The organism is Metabacillus niabensis (assembly GCF_020524345.1).
GTDB lineage: Bacteria > Bacillota > Bacilli > Bacillales > Bacillaceae > Metabacillus > Metabacillus niabensis_B.
The window spans coordinates 1-21,845 of sequence record NZ_JAIVLH010000038.1 but is presented as its reverse complement, the minus strand read 5'-3'; the positions used below and the strand labels follow the sequence as shown (position 1 = coordinate 21,845).

The window sequence follows — 21,845 nt, the reverse complement described above, 5'->3', positions numbered from 1 at the left end:
TAGATCATTATCTAAAAGTACACACTGTAATATAAATTGAACCGCCGTATACGGAACCGTACGTACGGTGGTGTGAGAGGGGCGAAAATAATTAAAATTATTTTTCCCTCTACTCGATCAGGTAAGAAAGGATAAAGTTTTGTACTTAGTGTTGGTGTCTAGCTCCAATGTAAAGTAAAATAAAAGACAAATTCGATGAAGAAAAGGTGTTTTATTTTGAAGAAAATTATTGTCATTGGAGCGGGGATTCTTGGGGCATCAACTGCTTATCATTTAGCAAAAGCAGGTGCGGATGTTACAGTCATTGACCGGAAGGATCGGGGACAAGCAACAGATGCAGCAGCTGGAATTGTTTGTCCATGGCTATCTCAACGACGTAACAAAGCATGGTACCAGCTCGTGAAAAATGGTGCTCGTTACTATCCCGAATTAATAAAGAAACTTGAAGAAGATGGAGAAAAAGAAACAGGATATAGTCGAGTAGGCGCGATTAGCTTACATCAAGATCCTGAGAAGTTAGAAAAAATGGCTGAACGTGCCCGGAAACGAAGGGAAGATGCACCGGAAATCGGTGAAATTACGATTTTAACTCCTAAAGAAACAAAAGCATTATTTCCGCCACTATCAAAAGAATATGGTGCTGTGTATGTGAGCGGTGGAGCAAGAGTTAACGGGAGAGCTTTGCGTAATGCCTTAGTCCAAGGAGCGAAAAAGAATGGCGCCACTTTCATTGAAGGTAATGCCATTTCACTTATTCGAGAAGGTCATACTATAAAGGGCGTTGAAATAGAGCATGATCCATTACAGGCTGAGCAGGTTCTTATTACTGGCGGGGCTTGGTCAAACGAATTAATCCAGTCACTGGGAAAGACATTTCAAGTTACACCTCAAAAGGCTCAAATTGTTCATCTTGAAATGTCCAATGAAGATACAAGTACATGGCCGGTTGTCATGCCTCCAAATAATCAATATATTTTAGCTTTTGATCAAGGAAGAATTGTTGTCGGGGCAACACATGAAGATGAAGCAGGATTTGATGAGCGTGCCACTGCAGGAGGACTTCATGAAATTTTGACAAAAGCACTGGAGATTGCCCCAGGCTTACATGACAGCACACATCTTGAAACAAGAGTAGGATTTCGTCCTTTTACACCAGGTTTTTTACCTGTCATCGGTCCACTGCCTGAATTTGAAGGTCTCCTTCTGGCAAACGGATTAGGTGCCTCAGGTTTAACAAGTGGTCCATACCTAGGGATGGAGCTCGCAAACCTTGCATTAGGGCAGGAACTCGATCTTGATTTGAGTCTATATCCAATGGCAAATGCTGTTGAATAAGAAAAGGATGAGCAACTCGGCTCATCCTTTTCTTATCGATATTATGAATAGTCTTAGAATATGGTGTATGTAGAAATAACGGAAAACTGCAAGATTAATCTGCAAGTTGCAAAAATAAAGTCAAAGTTGCAAGAAAATCTATAACTTTGCAAAATTGTCTATCTCAAAGCGACTATCTTTATAAAACAACAATGTAAGAAGTAGTTATCTCTATCCCTACATAGCATAGACCATCACTTTTACAGTAAAAACACTTAATTGATAGAGAAAATAAACACTAAATGCCACAAATGTAAAGAAAACTAAAAAGATAGCAGGAACAATACGTTTGACCATCATATAAACCTCGCAATCTAGTAAGATAATAGCAGTATGGTCAAAAATCATTTTTTTAAACGCTAAGAGTAATAAAAAGAAAAAAAGTATATCCAATAAACAAATAAAAACTAGTAAAATTAATAATGTAAACGTATAATATTTAGTAAATATATTAGAGAAAATTGTGAGTGCTTACTACTTAAATTATGGTGAACAGTAGTTACTTCGAAAGAATAAAGGTGAGGTCATGGCAACGATCAAGGACATAGCAGAAAAAGCAGGAGTATCACCGGCTGCAGTATCAAGAATTTTAAACAATGATACAACTTTGTCTGTTGGAGAAGAGACAAGAAAGAGAGTGTTAGAGGCTGCGGCGGCTCTAAATTATAAACCAACAAGAAAAAGAAATGTAAATGTAAATAAAACAACAGATATGTATGAAATCGGCATAGTCTCTGCCACTTCACAAGAAGATGAAGTGTCGGATCCGTATTTTATGGCTATTCGTCTGGGAATCGAAATGGCATGTTCCAAATTTCCTTTTAAGATAAAAACAATGATATATGCTGGTAACAGCTCTTCATTCGAGGAATTAAAGCAGCTGGATGGAGTCATTGTCATCGGAGGAATTGAACCTTCATCTGTTCAGGAATATTGTCATGGACATAAAAATATCGTTTTTATCAACCATTTACCAGAAACAGGTGAATATGATGTGGTTGCATCAGGGTTGGATAAAGCAATAGAAGATGTTCTGATTTATTTAATGGATAAAGGACATACGAAAATTGGATTTATCGGTGGTTATGATATGTACAACAGACTAACTGATAGTCAGAGTTTGGGAGAAGTCCCGGATATTAGAAATATAGCTTATGAGAAAGTCATGAAGGAAAAGAAACTCTATCAGAAGGAGTTAGTTCATATTGGTGAATGGGGGGCAACAGGAGGCTATCAGCTCATGAAAAAGTTCATAGAAGCAGGAACACTCCCAACGGCTTTAGTTTGTGCAAGTGATCAAATGGCTATCGGGGCAATGAGAGCATTACATGAAGCAAACATTCGTGTCCCACAGGATCTATCCGTTATTGGGGTGAACGATATAGAGGCCGCAGAATTCCTGAATCCTCCGTTATCAACTATTAGAATTCACACTGATGAGATGGGAAGGACGGCAGTAAAACTATTATACGACCGATTGAAAGGGAGAGAAATTCCCATTAAAGCTGTACTAAGTACAAAATTAATGATAAGAGACAGTTCCTCAACTCCTAACAACTAAGCAGTAAGAAGGAACCTCAATTGTAATATAAATAGAGGTTCCTTCATATATTTTTGAGGGAATTGGATAATAGATTTATTTTTAAATTAAAATAAGGATTGTTCTTGATCTTCTGCTACCATTCATTATATAATGACATCAAAGTTAGTTAACCGTTTAACCGGAGGCGAAATGAAGCAGAAAATAACGATAAGAGATGTAGCAAAACATGCCGGGGTTTCACCAGCGACTGTTTCTTATGTGCTTAATGGTATAAACAAGGTATCAGAAGAAACAAAGGAAAGAGTTATGCTTTCTATTCGCGAGCTTAACTATCAGCCTGATTTTACGGCAATTAGTTTATCAAAAAGAAAATCAAATATGATCGGTGTCATTATGCCGCTCGTAGGTGATACGCTTGCGCCCATTCTTAAGGACAATCCTTATTTTAGTGAGCTTCTAAGCGGAGTCGAATATATCTGTCGCAAAAGTGGGTATGATTTTGTCATATCAGGCATTTCCAAGGCGGAAGAATGTAAAAACTGGATTATGAAGAGAAATTTAGATGGACTAATCGTTTTAGGGAAATTTCCTATATATTTATTAGAAGAAATGAAAACGCTGTCTATACCGTTGGTTTTTATTGACTCCTTCGAGGATTATACAAATCATTATCATAATATACGTATAGATGATGAACTAGGTGGTTATCTGGGCACAAAGCATTTAATAGAATTAGGTCACCGTAATATATGCTTTATCCCCAATGGGAAAGTTGATTATGCAGTGGATGGCCAGAGATTTTTAGGATTTAAACGGGCATTAGCTGAAGGAAATATACCATTTAAAGACGAAATGGTGCTAGAAGGAAGATACAATTCCTTTGAAAACGGCTATTTAATTGGAAAAGATCTCGTGAAAAATAAAAATATAACAGCGATCTTCACTTCATCAGATATTACGGCATTAGGGATGATGAAAGCTGCTAATGATTCTGGTCTAAGAATTCCTGACGATCTATCAATTGTCGGTTTTGATGATTTAATGATCAGTCGCTACTCTTCACCAAGCTTAACAACCATTCGCCAAGATGTTTTTCGTAAAGGGGCGGTTGCAACTGAAACAGCCATCCATGCAATAGAAAATGAAGATGTTAAGACAGAAGAAATTATGCTCCCTGTTGAATTAGTAGTTAGAGGATCGACTAAGGAAAAATAACACTTTAAGGAGGTGAACTCATCTAATCTCATTGTGTAATGATGAATTGTTAACCGGTTCACTAAATGTATAAAAAATAAATTTTGATTAGGGTGATATAAATGACAAACGTAACAGTATGGAATGAAAATAGACATGAACAGAAAAATCCGGTCGTAAGTGAAATTTATCCTAAAGGAATTCACGGTGCGATTGCCGAATTTTTACAAGAAGACAATTATGAGGTTAGAACAGCTACATTAGATGAGCCTGAGCATGGGTTAACTGATGAAGTTCTGGAAAATACAGATGTATTAGTATGGTGGGGACATCTTGCCCATCATGAAGTTGATGATGCAATCGTAGAAAAAGTTCAACAAAGAGTACTTGATGGAATGGGACTTGTTGTCTTGCATTCAGGACATTTTTCTAAAGTCTTCAAAAAGTTAATGGGGACTAGCTGTGATTTAAAATGGCGTGAAGCGGATGAAAAAGAACGTTTATGGGTTGTAGATCCTAGCCATCCAATTGCTGACGGTGTTGGAGAATACATTGAACTTGAAAAAGAAGAAATGTATGGAGAGCACTTTGATATTCCAGCTCCGGACGAATTAATTTTCACAAGCTGGTTTGAAGGTGGAGAAATCTTCAGAAGTGGCTGTGTGTTCAAACGTGGTAACGGAAAAGTATTCTATTTCCGACCGGGACATGAAACATATCCGACGTACCACAATGAACAAGTTCAACTTGTCATTAAAAATGGCGTTAAGTATGTAAGCCCTGTCAACCGCAAGCGTCCAGTGTATGGAAATGCAAAACCGCTTGAGACTATCTCAGCAAAATAATCTTAGATATCCACTTTGACATCAGAAAAAATGGAGGAATGTAAAATGAGTAAATTACGAGTTGGAGTTATTGGATGTGGAAGTATTGCACAATATCGTCACCTTCCTGAATATGCAGCAAACCAGAATGTTGAACTAGTAGCAGTATGTGACATCGTGGAAGACCGTGTAAAAGAAGTGGCAAATAAATACGGTGCAAAAGCATTTACTGATTATAAAGAACTTATTGCAAGTGGTGAAGTAGACGTAGTGAGCGTGTGTACTCCAAACTACCTTCATGCACCTGTCTCAATTGAAGCCTTAAACAATGGTCTTCACGTATTATGTGAAAAACCGATGGCAACATCTCAAGAAGAAGCAGATGCAATGATTGAAGCAGCGAAAAAGAACGATAAAAAACTAATGATTGCTCATAACCAACGTTTTGTACGTTCTCATGAGCTTGCACGCCAGCTAATTGAAAGCGGTGCACTAGGGAAAATCTACAGCTTCCGTACAGCATTCGGTCATCCGGGGCCAGAAGGCTGGAGTATCGATGGAAGAGAAAGCTGGTTCTTTGAAAAAGAAAAAGCATATATCGGAGCTATGGGTGATTTAGGAGTTCACAAAACAGATTTAATGCGCTATTTACTTGGAGAAGAAATTGTTGAAGTTGGTGCTTTCATTGAAACAACAGCAAAAGAAGGTACTGATGTAGACGATACAGCTGTTTGTGCCCTTAAAACAGAAAGCGGAATCATTGGAACTCTTGCAGCAAGCTGGTCTTACACAGCAAAAGAAGATAATTCAACGATTATCTATGGTGAAAAAGCGATCCTGCGCTTGGAAGACAATCCAACATATTCATTAGTTGTTCAATACACAAATGGTGAAGTTGTGAACTATGAATTAGGTAAAATTCAATCAAATGATGAGGGTGGCCAAAACACAACTCATGTGATTGATAACTTTGTCACATCAATTGTAGAAAACACAGAGCCGCCAATTAATGGTGAAGAAGGTATGAAGTCATTAGCAGTTATTTTAGCAGCGATTAAATCAAATGAAACAAAAACAATAGCTAAAGTATTTGAGTGATAAAAATGAGTAAACTACGTATCGGAATCATTGGTGTTGGGGGAATTGCTCAAGGCCGTCATATTCCAGCCTTTCAGAGCTTTGCTGATGACTGTGTGATTACAGCAGTCAGTGATGTAAATATAGAGAGAGCACAGGAAGTAGCAACAACAAACAATATAGAACATGTAGTAGAAGATTATCGTGAACTATTTCAGCATGTTGATGCAGTATGTATTTGTACACCGAATAAGTTTCACGCTGAAATTACAATCGCCGCTTTAGAAGCGGGAGTAAATGTTCTTTGTGAAAAGCCAATGGCACTTTCTGCAGAAGAATGTGAAAGAATGCTGGAAGCTTCAAAGCGTACTGGGAAAGTATTAGCCATTGCGTATCACTATCGTTTTATGAAAAACTCTCAAGCTGCTAAACAATTAATGGAAGAAGTGGGTACTCCGCTTGTCACAAGAGTTCAAGCATTGAGAAGAAGAAAAGTTCCTGGCTGGGGTGTGTTCACAAACAAATCCCTTCAAGGTGGAGGTAGTTTAATAGACTATGGCTGCCATCTGCTGGACCTTGCTATTTGGTTAATGGGAAGTCCGAACCATGTAGAAGTAAACGGCAGCACATATAATGTGTTAAGCAAAACGCCAAATGGTGTCAACCAATGGGGTACCTTTGATCATGAAACCTTTGATGTAGATGATCATGTAACAGCATACATTAAGTTTGAAAATGGTGCTTCACTCTTATTGGAAACATCATGGGCAGCAAATATACTAGACGATCAGGAACATCTAAGCATCTCAGGAGTAGATGGCGGGATAAGTGTATTTCCTCTTGAGCTCTACACAGCCAAAAACGGCATGTTAATGAATAGCCAAGCTGCTTGGGTGCAAGGGGAAGATAACCCTGGAATCGCTCAAGTGAAAAACTTCATTGATGCATGTCGTGGAGAAGCTGAGTTAGTCGTAAAACCTGAAGAAGCATTACAAGTTTCACAGATTATCGATGCAATTTATCAATCTGCTGAAAGATTAAAAGCGTAAATTAAGTCAACCTTAATTCAAACCTACAGGAGGAATTCCAATGAAATTAGGCGTATTTACAGTACTTTTTAATGACAAATCATTTGAAGAAATGTTAGATCGTGTGAAAGCATCAGGCCTTCACGCAGTAGAAATCGGTACAGGCGGATATCCTGGAAATACTCATTGCGAATTAGATGCTCTTCTGGAAAGCGAAGAAAAGCGTAACGAATATCTTGCGAAAATCCAAGAGCGCGACCTCATTATCAGTGCATTCAGCTGTCACGGTAACCCGATTTCACCAGACAAAGAATTGGCAAAAGACCACCATGAGACAATCATGAAAACAATCAAACTAGCTTCACTAATGAATGTACCTGTTGTTAATACATTCTCAGGGACACCAGGTGACAGTGAAGATGCGAAATATCCTAACTGGCCTGTCACACCTTGGCCGAATGAATATGGTGATGTGTTAAAATGGCAATGGGAAGAAAAACTAATTCCATACTGGAAAGAAGTCGGAGCATATGCACAAGAGCATAATGTGAAAATTGGCTTGGAATTACACGGCGGATTCTTAGTTCACACTCCATATACATTATTAAAACTTCGCGAAGAAACATGTGATGCAATCGGCGCTAACTTAGATCCAAGTCATCTTTGGTGGCAAGGTATTGATCCGGTAGCAGCGATCAAAATTTTAGGAAAAGCAAATGCTATCCACCATTTCCATGCAAAAGATACATACATTGATCAAGACAATGTAAATATGTATGGATTAACGGACATGCAGCCATACGGCGAAGTTCAAACAAGAGCATGGACATTCAGATCTGTTGGTTGTGGACACAGCTTAACAGAATGGAATGATATCATGAGTGCCCTTCGCACATACAACTACGATTATGTTGTAAGCATCGAACATGAAGACCCAATTATGTCAATTGACGAGGGCTTCGAGCGAGCTGTTACAAACCTGAAAACAGTATTAATCAATGACCAGCCATCTCAAATGTGGTGGGTATAAGATAAAGATTGGCCCCTCTAGTACCAGAGGGGTTTTCTTTTTTTGCAAAAAATCTGTATGATGGAGAATAGATTCGTTTGACGGAAATAAATGAAGCATAGGTGAAAAAGATGGCAAATCCAATTCGAGTACAGATAAAACCAAACTATGTAAAGCAATTTAGATCAGGTTATCCTCTTATCAACAAAGAGGCAATCAAAAATAGTGAAGTTCTAAAACAAGAGGGTTCGATTATTGATCTTGTTGATGAAAGAAAGCAATTTATAGCTAAGGGATACTATGGAATACAAAATAAAGGAAGAGGTTGGATCTTAACTTATAACCAAAGGGAAGTCATTGATCAATCCTTTTTCGAGAAAAAACTTAAAGCTGCGGTTGAAGCTCGACGATCTTTTTATGATGATCCTGATACGACTGCTTTTCGTCTTTTTAATGGTGAAGGAGACGGCATTGGCGGATTAACGATTGATTGCTATGAAGAAGGATACTATGTGGTCACTTGGTATAGTGAAGGAATTTATTCTTTTAAAGAAGAAATTATAAAATCTCTCAGCAATATCGTAGATTTTAAAGGAATCTATGAAAAGAAACGATTTGATGTTAAAGGTACTTATATGGAAGATGATGACTTTGTTACTGGTGAGCGAGCCAGCTTTCCGCTAATTGTGAAGGAGAATGGCATCCGATTCGCCGTTTACCTAAATGACGGGGCAATGGTAGGCATTTTCCTTGACCAGAAAGATGTTCGCAAAGCGATCCGTGATAAATATGCAAAAGGAAAAAATGTATTAAATACATTTTCCTATACAGGAGCCTTTTCTGTAGCAGCAGCACTTGGAGATGCAGCAAAGACGACAAGTGTGGATCTAGCAAATCGCAGTAAAGCAAAAACAATTGAACAGTTTAGTGTAAACTCTCTTGATTATGAGGCACATAGTATTATCGTTGAAGATGTATTTAACTATTTTAAATATGCTGTTCGAAAAAAACTGTCATTTGATATGGTCATCCTGGATCCGCCAAGCTTTGCCAGATCAAAGAAGCATACCTTTAGCGCAGGTAAGGACTATCCGGAACTGTTGAAACAGGCGATCCAAATAACGGAGAAACAGGGAATCATTGTTGCTTCCTCTAATTGCAGTACCTTTGGAATGCAGAAGTTTAAAGGGTTTATCGAAAAGGCATTTCAGGGAATGGGAGAAACGTATAAAATCCTTGAAGAATTTAGTTTACCGAAAGATTTTAAAACAATAAAGGAATTCAAAGAAGGAAACTATTTAAAAGTTGTTATTATAAAAAAACTGTAAGCTAAAAGACTGACATTTCCCGGAATGTCAGCTCTTTTTAAACTAATTAATAATTAAATAGGATTTATATTCTTTAATAATGTCCCCACGTTTTCCTAGAAGTGTTTTATATTCTCTTAATAAATCTGTATTACTTCTATCTTTTACCCACTCAGAAAATGCACGTTCACATTCTCTCGAAATGGCAGACAACTCATTGTTAATTTCATTCAATTTCTTAATATGAACATGCGTAACCATTGGGTACCACCTTTCACCAAATTGTCTCTCTATTTTGATATGGAAAGCTGATTTACTGTTACTTTTTCATATGATAATTAGGTGATACCCTAAATTTCTATTACATAAACATAAAAATAAAAAATATTTAATTAAGGGGTAGGGAATTTTGAAGAAAATTATGGTTATCGGGGTATCAGCGGGTGCTGGAAAATCGACATTCGCAAGAAAGTTATCGGACATTCTTCAAATAAACGTGCACCATCTTGATACGATGTACTGGGAACCGGGATGGGTTGAAGCAGCATTTGAAGATTTTAAATCCAGGCAACAAGACGTTATCAATCAACAGTCATGGATTATCGAAGGAAATTATCGTACCACCTTTGAAATGAGAGTAGAAAAGGCAGATACCATTATTTATATCGAAAAGCCATTGACAGTCTGTCTATATCGGATCATGAAAAGATGGCTAACGAATATAGGAAAAGATCGACCAGACCGTGCCATCGGTTGTAACGAAAAGATAGACATGGCTTTCATCAAATTTATATGTAGCACATATTTTCAACGCAAGAAAAAAATGAGACAACAACTTCAGAATTTAAAATCTAGTAAACAGGTTTTCATTTTTACAACAAATACAGAAATTGACTCATTTTTACGAAGACTGGCGAATTAGAATTATTTCTGGGGAAATATGACGAATTACTGATTCATATATTACACTTGGTGGAAATTAGCTATACTATAGATAGTGGTGAGAAAGGTTATTTACTAATATGCTATTTTCGTTTAGATTTCTTTAGAATCTTAATTGTAAAAAACAATAGCGCAATGGAACGAACACCGTATTTTCTTGAAAGTCAATGAACCCTTAAACATGAATACATACAGAAGTTAGTGAAGGAGATAAACAAATATGTCAGAACAAAACTTTTTACAAGACGCAGAACCATTTTTACAAAATAATTGGGAAAAAGCAAATTTCCCAGAACCTACAGCAATCCAATTAAAAGCAATCCCTCCAATCTTGGAAGGAAAAGACGTTATCGCTGAATCCCCAACAGGAACAGGAAAAACCCTTGCATATGTGCTCCCGCTTTTAAACAAGGTGGATGTTAATAAAAAATCAGCACAAATCGTGATATTAGCACCATCAAGAGAGCTTGTCATGCAAATATTTGAAGAAGTAAAGAAATGGTCAGAAGGAAGTACCATCACAAGTGCTTCTTTTATCGGTGGAGCAAATATTAAAAGACAGGTAGAAAAACTAAAGAAAAGCCCTCAAGTAATCCTTGGAACACCTGGAAGAATCCAAGAATTAATAAAAATGAAAAAGTTGAAAATGCATGCAGTAAAAACAGTTGTACTAGATGAAGGTGATCAACTTTTAACTCCTGAACATAAAAAGACAATTCAGGAAATTATCAAATCAACATTAAACGAACGCCAAGTTGTCTTGTTCTCAGCTACCACAAATGAAAGCACCGAATCCAGAGCGAGAGATCTTATGAAAAAAGATCCTGAAATCATTAAGGTGAGCAGAGATGAAATTCCGGTTGGACAAGTTGATCATGTGTATCTTGTTAGTGAACAAAGAGAAAAAGCACACATCCTTGAAAGATTGGCCAAAAATATACCGATGAAAGCTTTAGGGTTTGTAAAGGATATTGGAAACTTAGATGTATTAGGAGAAAAGCTTGAATATAACGGAGTAGATGTTCATCTTTTACATAGTGATACAAAGAAAGAAGAACGTGAGGCTGCACTAAAAAGTCTTCGATCAGACAAACAGGGACTTTTGCTTGCTACAGATGTGGCAGCGAGAGGCTTGGATATTGCGGAGCTATCACATGTTATCCACTATGACCTGCCGGCAAATGCCTCCCAATATGTTCACCGCTCAGGCAGAACAGGGCGCCAAGGGGCATCAGGTACGGTTATTTCAATTGTAACAGAGAGGGAAGAAAGAGAGCTAAAGAAGCTGGCAAAAGAACTGGATATCACTCTTGTAAAGAATGAATTGTACAGAGGAGAATTAGTTAAAAAATAAAAAAATGGACCTTTAGTGGTCCTTTTTTAATGAGTAAACAAGAAAGCACGCTACTCTATATGAGCAACGTGCTTTTTCGCTTCATGATGTGAGTACTGTGATGTACTAATACTTTATGTTGCAGAAGGAATTGTTATACATTTTTTTATATGAAGTTTTTACAGGTTTTTAGGGTGAGACTTGTGCTAGTCATCTAATTCCATTCTGATATATTTTCTTGTATTTGGTCCGTAGATTCCATCATCTTTGAGTGCTGCATACATGGATTGAAATCTTCTTACTGCATCTTCTGTTCGGGGCCCGTAAATTCCATCAACCGTTCCTGGATTATAGTTTATTTGCTTAAGGGCTCTTTGCAATTGTCTAACAGATTCTCCTTGGTCTCCACGTCTTAAAATACCGCTTGGCAGAGGAAAATCAGGTGCTGATATTCTTTGCTGGTTTACCTGCTGCAATTTGGATAACGTGACTTGACCAACTAAACCATCTACAGCTAAATTATGATCTCTTTGAAACCTCATAACCGCATTTTCTGTTTCTTCTCCAAACACACCATCTGCACCATAGCGAGGTAATCTATATCCTGCTTTAATGAGTTGCTGCTGTATATCTCGAACAAATGCACCTGAAGAACCTTCTCCGATTGGTAATTTCACAGTGGTTCCTTTTGTTACCCGATTTGGGGCCGGAGCTGTTTGCTGTGGAGGTTTGCTTGGCTGACTTGGTGTTTGGGTACCATTAAAGTTTTGAAAAGCTTCAGCGACATCATCGATAAACATCGACCAAGATATGCCGTGTGTTCTCAGGATTCCGACCGGATCTGTTCTTCTTGAAGGATCCAGAGTGGCGTGAGCAACAATATCGGATTTAGGATTCAGGTTAAATCTTTCACATAAATACGCATGATACCAAACGTATCGATCATATGCATCATCAAAATTTATTTTACCGCCGTGGCATAATTCTACCCCAATCGCTGCGCTATTGGCATTGGCTCCATAAAGTCTGTTATCTGCGGTAACATTTGAACGGACATGATAGGCGATCTCGGTTAAAGGAATTATTTCTAAAATATATTTATCATCAATAAAGGTATGAGCAGAAGCAGATGGTTGTTGTCTATCAAAATAATTACGATTTCCATAAGCTGTAGAGCCGGGATTTCCAGTGTCATGACTTACAATAAAACGTACGGTGTTTATTCGTTGCCCTGGACGGGAATTTCCGGTACGAATATAATCTTGTGTTATTTCATAAGCCAACTATTAACACCCCTGTCTGTATTTAATACAAAATAATACACAGTAGTATATGTTTTTTATATGGAAATGTTCACTTTTTAGAGTTATTAACAGTTCCCACAATATACACAGGAGGGGATTTTTAATGAAATTATGTAACTTGTGGATAATCTATGCCTTCTTTTAGAGATATTAACATATATATCCACATTATCCACAACCTAAATATTGATTTATCCACATCTTTTTCCACAAATAGAAAAGGAAGTGGAGTTATCCACTTCCATTCTTATTAGGAATTGCGGTTTGTACTTTGTCGTTGATTGGCAGCGTTTGCTCTTGCCTGAGCTTCCAGATCAGCTTGATCTGCTAACTCTCTTGAAAATTCTTCATCCACACCGTCTCTTTTTAAGTTTTTAGGTGTTTGCGGAAGAGTTGTTGAGTTCTTATCACGTGCTTTATGGTTATGTTGATGACCTCTGCCCATGAAAAAAAGCCCCCCTTAATAAAATTGAACTTTTGGTTCAAGTTTAGGATGGCTTATTTTCGTCATTTCATGTTGGAAGTTAGTGACTATTTTTGCTTATGTATCCACCAGCACGATCAGCATTTTTGAATTCTCTAGAGTATGTCACTTCCTGCATACTGGAAAGTGTACTTTTTGATTTATCTCGTCTTTTCTTTTCTGATGCCATCATGATCATCCTTCCAAAATATAGTATTCAGATTTAGTTTTGACAAGGGGGGAGGGATTCATACAAATTGAAGTGAAAGTTAGATGGAAAGTTTTTATTAGGAAGGACGAATAGGTATGTCGAATTATAGGGGAAATGTCTAATAGTTGATATATTTTGAAAATCGTTGATAAATCCTCAAAATCGAAGATAAAAGTCCAGGAATCGAAAATAAAATCTCAAAATCGAAGATAAAAGTCCAAATTTAATTTTAATGAATAATAAAAAAGGCGGGATTCAATAGAATCCCACCTAATTAAGCCTCTTTCAGCTGCTGATCATCAACTTCAGACGCATTATGGTATTTATAAATTGTATATTGATCTCTAGTAATTTCAAACAAATTAAAAATGTCTTCTCCATTGTTAATTTGTTCTAGTAAATGTGCTCTTGTTTCATTGGCATTCACAACATAGGGTAGTTTTTCTGCTGCTTTAGTTGAGCGGATGTTTTGTTTGCGAATTCGCAAGAAGATTGTTTCGATATCTAATTCGTAGAAAAGCTCGTTAAAGAAAGCGTCTTTTGCCATCTGATTATAGCCTTTGCCGTGATACGGTTTGCCGATCCAGGTGCCTAAAAAACCTGCTTTGTCTTGGATATCAAACAAACTGATTGTGCCGATTGGAGAGCCCCATTCATCTAAAATGGTACGTGAAATCAATTCACCTCGTTCTTCAGCCTCAATCGTTTGTTTTGTTAGAAATAGATATTCTTCAAAAGAATTTGCTTTATGACGCACAAATGGGAAGACATCAGGGTGAACCATGTGTTCATAAAGTGTATGACTATCATAAATATCACGTTTTTTTAGCATCTGGATCCCTCCAACCTGAGGGCAGACTCCACGTGATATGGTCGTCCTCACCCTCGAAATTTTTTATGTTGATTTACCTTCAAAAAATTTCGGGGTGGGAATCGAACCCACTAGAACCAGTAAAGCTGGTGGCGCACCATTTGCCTTCCCATTACTAGATTTAATTGTGTTTTCATATAAAAGCATTGCTTCCATGAAGTATCATACGGCATTTTAAATGAAAAAGATACTCCTTTTTTGTCGAATTAAAAAATATTTTTTTTATCGTACAATAGTTGTTGATTTGGCAAACATTCTGATATCCTGGTAAATTATTCTGCTTGTAAAACATACTAATATCATATGTTTTAGTACGTTAAATCAAAAGAGTTTCAAAATAACCTGACGAAAAACAAAACAATAGTAAGATAATATTATTTTGTCACTTTTTATACACGATGTCACCGTTAATCATCGTTAGTTCCGGCTTGGCAAGATAGTGGAAGGGATGGTAATTCCAGATAACAAGGTCTGCGTCTTTCCCGACTTCTATACTACCGACTCTTTCATCTACTCTTAAATTGCGTGCTGCTGTTATTGTTATCCCTTTCAGTGCTTTTTGTTCTTCAAAACCTTCTCTCACGGCAAGAGAGGCACATAGATTTAAATATTGAATCGGGGTATACGGGTGATCGGTTGTGATAGAGACTTCGACACCTTTTTCGGATAGTGCTTGATAGGTTTCCCATGTTTTGTTTTTTAATTCTATCTTTGATCTGCGGGTTAAAGTGGGTCCCACACATACTTTCATTTGTTTTCCTACCAATTCATCTGCAATGAGATGTCCTTCTGTGCAATGCTCAATTCGATAGTCTAAGCTGAACTCCTCTGCGAAACGTATCGCGCTCATTATGTCATCTGCTCTATGAGCATGGATGCGTACCGGGATTTCCCTCTGTAATGCTTTTTTAATAGGAATGGAACGAAAATCTTCTTTTTCATCACAATATTTTGCCTGGTAGAAAGCCTCTCGGAGCATACCCATTATTCCCATTCTTGTAATAGATTCTTTATTACCATGGCTATGCATTCTTTTAGGATTCTCACCAAGAGCAATTTTAAGTCCGGCTGTTTCCTGCACAATCATTTTTGAAACATTAATACCATATGTCTTAATAACAGAAGTGGTTCCTCCTATCACATTTGCGCTTCCCGGCATCACATGTGCGGTTGTGATGCCGTATTTAATGGCATCCTTAAAAGCAGGATCCAGTGGATGAACACCATCTAATGCCCGGATATGCGGGGTAATGGGCTCGATCGTTTCATTGGCGTCATTACCTGCCCAGCCAGTTCCTTCGTCATAGAGACCTAAGTGTGTATGAACATCAATAAATCCGGGGAATAAATATTTATCCTTGCATGTAACGATATCCGTCAACTCAGACGGTTTTAAATTTTTCCCAATAGCCTTAATTTTACCGTTTTCTACAAGAACATCTGTCTCATAAAGAGGAGGAGAGGTTATCGGATAAACGGTTGCTTGTTTAAAAAGTGTTGACTTCATCCTTCAATACTCCTTGTTATCAATTATCTTTAAGATGATGCTAAAATATCTTGTAACGCTTTATCAACATGTGGATAAGTAAAGAAAAAACCATCATCTAATGCTTTTTCTGGTAATACTTTTTGACCCTCCAAAATAAGCAGGCTCATTTCACCTAACACCATTTTTAGAGCAAAAGCGGGAGCTGGAAGCCAGTGAGGACGGTTTAGGACGCTGCCGACTGTCTTTCCGAATTCGTTCATTGTCACAGGATTTGGAGATACAGCATTGACCGGTCCTGAAATCGTTGAAAAGATGATATGTTCAATTAGGCGGACAAGATCCATTATATGAATCCATGACACCCATTGTTGTCCGGAACCAAGGCTGCCACCTGCAAAAAATTTATACGGCAAAACCATCTTCGATAACGCTCCTTCGTCACCTAACACAATTCCAAATCGAGTGAAAACAGTACGAACATTGTGCTCCTGGATCCTGCTTGCCTCCTTTTCCCAGATTTCAACTGTTTTTGCTAGAAAATCTGAGCCAGTTTCATTTGACTGTTCGGTAAAGGTTTTTGTTAAAGAAGTACCGTAAAGACCAATTGCACTTGCATTAATGAATACTTTAGGTTTTTCACTTAAGGAGGAAACGATCGAGTAAATCGCTTTTGTTGATTCAACTCTGCTATCAATAATTTGTTTTTTTGCCTCTTCGGTCCAACGGTCATTAATGGACTTTCCAGCTAAGTTGATAATGACATCAACTCCTTCAAGAGAACGAGCGGGATTTGCGGTTTCTGTCATCCATTGAACAAAATGTAAGTTCTTTTCAGCAGCAGTTTTTTGGCTTCGTGTTAAAATATAAATATCATGACCTTTATTTAAAAAATACCGTGTTAAATGCTTTCCAATAAAACCAGTACCACCTGAGATGGCAATTTTCACTAACACCACTTCCTGTTCGTGTATTATTCTATAGTTCATTAATACCCTTTAATTTGAAAATATCCTCTTTTGAATGTGTTTTGTTATTAAAAAGTAGTAGGTGAGAACAAGAATGGCTTTGATTACAAAAATTACAACCCAAAAGCAATCAACAGAACGGTTCAATATATATTTGGACGACGGTCAAGGAGAAAAGTATGCATTTAGTGTTGATCAGGATGTACTCATTAAATACAATCTTCGAAAAGGCCAAGAAATTGATGAACTCGAAATCGATGAGATCCAATATGGAGATCTTAGTAAAAAGGCTTATAATAAAGCTTTAGAGTTCTTAAGTTATCGTATGCGCTCAATAAAAGAAGTGGCCGAACATTTAGCAAAAAAAGAATTTAATGATGCAATGATTCAAGACGTCATCTACAAATTAAAAGAATACAACTATGTTGATGATTTGGAATTTGCCATTGCCTATGTTAGGACTCAAAAACAAACAAATGGAAAAGGACCAAGTGTTTTAAAAAGAGAGCTAATCGGAAAAGGCATTAATCAGGACTTTATCGAACAAGCACTTCAAGAGTACAATGATGATGATCAGCTGCAAGAGGCAATTGATCATGCCGAAAAGCTGTTAAAAAAGAGTAACAAGATATCCACAGTCCAGATTAAACAAAAAATTGAACAGCACCTAATGAGGAAAGGTTTTCCTTACGATATTATTTCTAAGGTATTAGATGAAGTCCAGTATGAACAAGATGAATCAGAAGAATGGACAGCCCTAATGAAGCATGCAGAAAAAGCGCAAAGAAAATACCAGAATGAAGATCCGTATCAATATCGAATGAAGATGAAACAATTTTTATATAGAAAAGGGTTTTCCATTGAGTTGATTGAAAAGTTTCTTGAAGAAGAAGAGTGAGGGGGATGAAAAGTGTTAACAAAGCGTTATAGTGAAATGACGGAGTATGAATTAAAAAATGAAATAGCGGGACTTAAGGAAAAAGCAAGAAAAGCAGAGCAGCTTGGAATTATCAATGAGTTTGCCGTTTTAGAAAGAAAAATTACGATGGCAAAATCCTATTTGTTAGATCCTAACGATTATAAGCCTGAAGAAGTTTATGAAATTGAAGGAGCACCCGGTGAGACATTTAAAATTAACTATATGAATGGTATTTTTGCGTGGGGATATCGGTTATCATCTCCTGATCATGAGGAAGCATTACCTATTTCTATGTTAATAAAAGAGGTGACTCAATAGAGACCTATTGAGTCAACCTCCTTAGTTGTTACGATTGCTTTCTTGTTTGTCTTTTTAAAATGATGAGGTCTTGGGTTTGTTGTGTTTGCCCATTTACTTGAGCATGTGCATGTTTTGGATTAGCCCAAGGCTGATTGAATGGATTTGCATACATATTGTCGTAAAATTTTTTATGACTGTGTGAACCCATTATTAAGCACCTCCACAAGTTTGGTTTAGCGTTTTAAGAGTAAGGATTTTCACGTCGACCAGATGCTCTCATCCGTTCTTGCGGGTGAGAGTTAATTGTCCCGTTTGCTCTTTTTGAAGCAAATTCATCTTTAGCTCTTGGTTCGCCCTCAAACTTGTTGTTGCTCATGTTTGGAAATCCGGATGCTTTGTTACGCAACACAATCCCCTCCAAATCATCATTTATTAGCTTCACTAAATGAAGCGTATTAATAGTATGGTTGCTAAATGGTGAAATATAAGTAGAGAATCCTGCCTAGAGGTGAGAATAATGGAAGATTATTTTGAACGATTAACAAATGAGCTACTAAGCAAAAATAACAGTTTATCCTATGCCCAAGCACGAACATGGGTAGAATTGCTTTGGGAAGACTTCGAATCAACCCAAGCCAAAACAGGAAATACTTATCAAGGAAAAGAAGTAACAGAAACAGTTGTGAGACAATTAATTACGCATTATGGAGATAAGTTGCATGATTTTATTGCAACTAATCCGAAGTATCGTGACTTACTGAATAAGGATGATTATTTAAAACATTAAAACACAAAGAGGATGACGTCTCAGGCAGTCATCCTCTTCCTATATTATTCAGGAATAAGCTCAAGTTTCTTACGCAGTTTTTCTTCACTGAAAATCCAGCCTGTATAAGAGCTGACAATATTTAAATCTGTGTCTAATTGGACGATGGCGACAAAAGGATAATATCCCTTACTGCGATAACGAAGGTCGATAAACCGAACCTCGAAATGATCACTGAATTCATCAACCTCCCAGCGATAAACCGGTGAAAATGATAAAAAAGCTGAAATATTATCATCTTCCTCTGCCGCCTTAATGACTTCTGTTTGTGGAACAGGTACACGCTCAAACTCATCCAACAGAATAATCTCTTCATTAACAGAACGAGCAACATGAAACGTTTTATCAGTCATGATTGCAATATGCCATTGACGAAACCTCATTGTCGGTGAAATGATGACCTGCTCAATATCTGGGATGATTTTGTGTAAACGACGGACAATATTTCTCTTCATAGCAAAACGGATCAGGTAATAGCCAATCAAAATGATATAAATGCTCAAAAATGTGTACCCTGGATGAGCACCGAAAATCCAAATCACAATTCCGATAATATGCATGAAAAAAATAAAAGGATCAAATGTATTAATCGTTCCTAAGGCGATCCATTTTTTTGTGAACGGCCTCAATGCTTGAGTTCCATACGCGTTAAAAATATCCACAAAAACATGAAGAACGATCGCGAACAATGTCCAAAGATAAAGATGAAGAAGATTGCTTTCAGGAATAAAAATCGTCAGCATACCTGTAATCAAAAAAGACCATATAAAGATAGCCGGGATTGAATGTGTAATCCCTCTATGATTTCGAATATATTTCGCATTATTTCTTAGTTTTAAAATGGTATCCAGGTCAGGAGCCTGTGACCCAATAATTGTGCCGAACATTACAGCTGTAGCGGTGGGATTATCAATGCCAACGACTGGATCAAGAGTCGCTAATCCGCCAAGTGCAATGCCCATGACCACATGTGTTCCAGTATCCAATGAATGTACCTCCTTGTTTTAACACCCGAGGATATAACCCAAGTTTTCTAAGTGATTGTCCATAAAAGACCTATTTCATAAGTTCATTGAAAATATATGATGCAATAATGTCCAATGTGAACATTTCTGTTTATTTTTAAACATCAAGACTTTATCTATAAATGTACTTGTACTATTCTTAACAGGTAGAAAGTGTGTTAAATTTAGAATTTAGTCTTGGTTGTCTAGCTCCAGCGCCTAGCCCCGAAGCACAGGACGTACAAGTGCAGTCGTTGCGACAGGACGTCGCGATTTTAGACTGCCTCGAGGTCATTAGATACAAATGAATTGAAGACAAAAAACGTCTTCTATTCATTTGTATCTTATTTGCCCTAGGCTGATCAAGGCGCTTGCGCTTTTCTTATTACCATATATTTTCCCGATTATGAAGTAAATTAACATCCGGAGGAAAAATAAATGATAAATGAAGTGAAAGATAAGCTGGAAAGCTTTCAAATAGATGATTTTCAGCATGATTTAATATCATGGTACAAGCATGAAAAAAGAGATTTGCCTTGGCGTAAAGACCAGGATCCATATAAAATTTGGGTATCAGAAATCATGCTTCAGCAAACCAGAGTAGATACCGTTATTCCTTATTTTAATGTATTTATAGGGAAATTTCCTACTATAGAAGCACTTGCAACTGCAGACGAAGAGGAAGTTTTAAAAGCATGGGAAGGACTTGGGTATTACTCACGTGTCAGAAATCTTCATTCAGCTGTTAAAGAGGTTGCGAATTCTTATGCAGGTGTTGTCCCGAATACTCCAGAAGAAATTTCAAAATTAAAGGGTGTAGGGCCATATACAAAAGGAGCCATATTAAGTATTGCATATAATATTCCGGAGCCGGCGGTTGATGGAAATGTGATGAGGGTATTTTCAAGAATATTATCGATCTGGGATGATATTGCAAAACCAAAGACAAGGAAAATCTTTGAAGAGGCCACATATAAATTGATTTCCAAAGAAGATCCATCTTCCTTTAACCAGGCAGTGATGGAACTTGGTGCGTTAATTTGTACCCCAACATCTCCTTCTTGTTTATTATGTCCGGTGCGTGAATATTGTTCAGCTTTTGCTGAGGGAGTACAGGCTGAGCTCCCGGTAAAAAGCAAGAAAAAGAAACCAAGACCATTGCAAATGGCTGCGGTTGTTCTTTATGATGATCAGGGCAGACTTTATATTCATAAACGTCCTGGTACAGGTTTATTAGCTAATCTTTGGGAATTCCCGAATATGGAGATCAAAGCGGAAACAAAAGAATCATATCGGGAACAAGTAAAGCAGTTTATAAAACAAGAATACCAAGCTGAGGCAGAAATATCCGAATTAGCGGGAACTGTTGAACATGTGTTTTCCCATTTGATTTGGAATATCTCTGTGTTTATTGGAAAATTAACGAATATCCCTTCAGAGGATTTATTACCTGTAACAAAAGAAGAAATGAAAAAATATGCTTTTCCTGTATCACATCAGAAAATCCATAAAATTTTCCATGAAAAGCCGGAGAGTAATATATGAGTTCCTTCATACCAGTGATGAAGGACATTTTTGATGGGGTAGAAACAAGTAATGTCCTTCATACCAGTGATGAAGGACATTTTTGAGGGTAGAAACAAGTAATGTCCTTCATACCAGTGATGAAGGACATTTTTGAGGGGTTTGAAGCAAGTAATGTCCTTCATACCAGTAACGAAGGACATTTTTGAGGGGTTTGAAAGTCAAGTCCTTATTCTTGTGTAAAAGTGTCAACAATGGTTTTCAATTTATTTTAAAAATGTGTATGGTGAGCAAGATTATTTCGAATTTACATTGAGGGGCGGGCGTGATAGCCTGGA

Annotated in this window: 24 protein-coding genes and 1 pseudogene; 14 read left to right on the top strand and 11 right to left on the bottom strand. The window is 37.2% G+C overall.

Features of this window, described 5'->3' with window-relative positions; translation table 11 throughout:
* Positions 1-216 precede the first annotated feature (216 nt).
* From LC095_RS25605 to LC095_RS25570, 8 genes are all read left to right on the top strand, one after another.
* A complete protein-coding gene (locus tag LC095_RS25605; RefSeq protein ID WP_226530767.1) occupies positions 217-1,335 on the top strand; it encodes an NAD(P)/FAD-dependent oxidoreductase in 1,119 nt (372 codons plus the stop codon).
* A gap of 565 nt (positions 1,336-1,900) precedes the next feature.
* Positions 1,901-2,935, top strand: coding sequence for a LacI family DNA-binding transcriptional regulator (locus LC095_RS25600; protein WP_226530766.1), 1,035 nt, complete (start codon positions 1,901-1,903; stop codon positions 2,933-2,935).
* 171 nt (positions 2,936-3,106) lie between these two features.
* Positions 3,107-4,132: a LacI family DNA-binding transcriptional regulator gene (locus LC095_RS25595; protein WP_226530765.1), complete on the top strand. Its 1,026-nt coding sequence runs from the start codon at positions 3,107-3,109 to the stop codon at positions 4,130-4,132.
* A gap of 101 nt (positions 4,133-4,233) precedes the next feature.
* A complete protein-coding gene (locus tag LC095_RS25590; protein WP_226530764.1) occupies positions 4,234-4,956 on the top strand; it encodes a ThuA domain-containing protein in 723 nt (240 codons plus the stop codon).
* Between the two features lie 45 nt (positions 4,957-5,001).
* Positions 5,002-6,033 (top strand): Gfo/Idh/MocA family protein, encoded by a 1,032-nt coding sequence (locus LC095_RS25585; RefSeq protein ID WP_226530763.1) that lies wholly within the window; start codon positions 5,002-5,004, stop codon positions 6,031-6,033.
* 5 nt (positions 6,034-6,038) lie between these two features.
* Positions 6,039-7,061 carry a Gfo/Idh/MocA family protein gene (locus tag LC095_RS25580; RefSeq protein WP_226530762.1) on the top strand — a complete coding sequence of 341 codons (1,023 nt, stop codon included), beginning with the start codon at positions 6,039-6,041 and terminating at the stop codon, positions 7,059-7,061.
* Positions 7,062-7,101: 40 nt separating this feature from the next.
* The gene (locus tag LC095_RS25575; protein WP_026562255.1) at positions 7,102-8,070 is read left to right on the top strand and encodes a sugar phosphate isomerase/epimerase family protein; all 969 of its coding nucleotides are present in this window, start codon (positions 7,102-7,104) and stop codon (positions 8,068-8,070) included.
* Between the two features lie 110 nt (positions 8,071-8,180).
* Entirely contained in the window at positions 8,181-9,377 is a 1,197-nt protein-coding gene (locus LC095_RS25570) for a class I SAM-dependent rRNA methyltransferase (protein WP_226530761.1), read from the top strand.
* A gap of 42 nt (positions 9,378-9,419) precedes the next feature.
* On the opposite strand, the gene LC095_RS25565 is transcribed toward LC095_RS25570, so the two are convergent.
* Positions 9,420-9,617: a hypothetical protein gene (locus LC095_RS25565; RefSeq protein WP_216775860.1), complete on the bottom strand. Its 198-nt coding sequence runs from the start codon at positions 9,615-9,617 to the stop codon at positions 9,420-9,422.
* A gap of 148 nt (positions 9,618-9,765) precedes the next feature.
* Between LC095_RS25565 and LC095_RS25560 the strand changes: the two genes are divergently transcribed.
* On the top strand, positions 9,766-10,278 hold the full coding sequence (locus LC095_RS25560; RefSeq protein WP_226530760.1) for a topology modulation protein: 513 nt from the start codon (positions 9,766-9,768) through the stop codon (positions 10,276-10,278).
* Positions 10,279-10,518: 240 nt separating this feature from the next.
* Positions 10,519-11,652, top strand: coding sequence for a DEAD/DEAH box helicase (locus tag LC095_RS25555; protein WP_226530759.1), 1,134 nt, complete (start codon positions 10,519-10,521; stop codon positions 11,650-11,652).
* 185 nt (positions 11,653-11,837) lie between these two features.
* On the opposite strand, the gene LC095_RS25550 is transcribed toward LC095_RS25555, so the two are convergent.
* The 7 genes and pseudogenes from LC095_RS25550 to LC095_RS25520 form a co-directional block, all read right to left on the bottom strand.
* Entirely contained in the window at positions 11,838-12,308 is a 471-nt protein-coding gene (locus tag LC095_RS25550; RefSeq protein ID WP_413467554.1) for a peptidoglycan-binding domain-containing protein, read from the bottom strand.
* Positions 12,309-12,392: 84 nt separating this feature from the next.
* Positions 12,393-12,914 (bottom strand): annotated as a pseudogene (locus LC095_RS25545) (N-acetylmuramoyl-L-alanine amidase family protein); the annotation flags it as partial.
* A 271-nt stretch (positions 12,915-13,185) separates the two neighbouring features.
* Positions 13,186-13,380: a YfhD family protein gene (locus LC095_RS25540; RefSeq protein ID WP_026562261.1), complete on the bottom strand. Its 195-nt coding sequence runs from the start codon at positions 13,378-13,380 to the stop codon at positions 13,186-13,188.
* A gap of 79 nt (positions 13,381-13,459) precedes the next feature.
* Entirely contained in the window at positions 13,460-13,588 is a 129-nt protein-coding gene (locus LC095_RS25535) for a YfhE family protein (RefSeq protein ID WP_078433381.1), read from the bottom strand.
* Positions 13,589-13,883: 295 nt separating this feature from the next.
* Positions 13,884-14,441 carry a GNAT family N-acetyltransferase gene (locus LC095_RS25530; protein ID WP_216775865.1) on the bottom strand — a complete coding sequence of 186 codons (558 nt, stop codon included), beginning with the start codon at positions 14,439-14,441 and terminating at the stop codon, positions 13,884-13,886.
* Positions 14,442-14,862: 421 nt separating this feature from the next.
* Entirely contained in the window at positions 14,863-15,987 is a 1,125-nt protein-coding gene (locus LC095_RS25525; RefSeq protein WP_226530758.1) for an amidohydrolase, read from the bottom strand.
* 29 nt (positions 15,988-16,016) lie between these two features.
* The gene (locus LC095_RS25520; RefSeq protein ID WP_226530769.1) at positions 16,017-16,916 is read right to left on the bottom strand and encodes a TIGR01777 family oxidoreductase; all 900 of its coding nucleotides are present in this window, start codon (positions 16,914-16,916) and stop codon (positions 16,017-16,019) included.
* A 112-nt stretch (positions 16,917-17,028) separates the two neighbouring features.
* Here LC095_RS25520 and recX point away from each other — a divergent pair, with 112 nt between their 5' ends.
* Positions 17,029-17,832 carry a recombination regulator RecX gene (gene recX, locus LC095_RS25515; RefSeq protein ID WP_226530757.1) on the top strand — a complete coding sequence of 268 codons (804 nt, stop codon included), beginning with the start codon at positions 17,029-17,031 and terminating at the stop codon, positions 17,830-17,832.
* A gap of 12 nt (positions 17,833-17,844) precedes the next feature.
* Positions 17,845-18,171, top strand: coding sequence for a YfhH family protein (locus LC095_RS25510; protein ID WP_226530756.1), 327 nt, complete (start codon positions 17,845-17,847; stop codon positions 18,169-18,171).
* Positions 18,172-18,199: 28 nt separating this feature from the next.
* Here the strand turns inward: LC095_RS25510 and LC095_RS25505 are convergent, their stop codons facing one another.
* Complete coding sequence (locus tag LC095_RS25505) at positions 18,200-18,361, bottom strand: YpzG family protein (protein ID WP_226530755.1); 162 nt, start codon at positions 18,359-18,361, stop codon at positions 18,200-18,202.
* A gap of 33 nt (positions 18,362-18,394) precedes the next feature.
* Positions 18,395-18,559, bottom strand: coding sequence for a small, acid-soluble spore protein K (locus LC095_RS25500; protein ID WP_226530754.1), 165 nt, complete (start codon positions 18,557-18,559; stop codon positions 18,395-18,397).
* Between the two features lie 111 nt (positions 18,560-18,670).
* Between LC095_RS25500 and LC095_RS25495 the strand changes: the two genes are divergently transcribed.
* Positions 18,671-18,940: a YfhJ family protein gene (locus LC095_RS25495; RefSeq protein ID WP_175638143.1), complete on the top strand. Its 270-nt coding sequence runs from the start codon at positions 18,671-18,673 to the stop codon at positions 18,938-18,940.
* A gap of 44 nt (positions 18,941-18,984) precedes the next feature.
* Here LC095_RS25495 and LC095_RS25490 read toward each other — a convergent pair whose 3' ends face one another.
* Positions 18,985-19,965, bottom strand: a complete 981-nt coding sequence (locus LC095_RS25490) for a metal-dependent hydrolase (protein WP_226530753.1) — start codon at positions 19,963-19,965, stop codon at positions 18,985-18,987.
* A gap of 459 nt (positions 19,966-20,424) precedes the next feature.
* On the opposite strand from LC095_RS25490, the gene mutY reads away from it, so the two are divergent.
* The gene (mutY, locus tag LC095_RS25485; protein WP_226530768.1) at positions 20,425-21,528 is read left to right on the top strand and encodes an A/G-specific adenine glycosylase; all 1,104 of its coding nucleotides are present in this window, start codon (positions 20,425-20,427) and stop codon (positions 21,526-21,528) included.
* Positions 21,529-21,845: the final 317 nt, after the last annotated feature.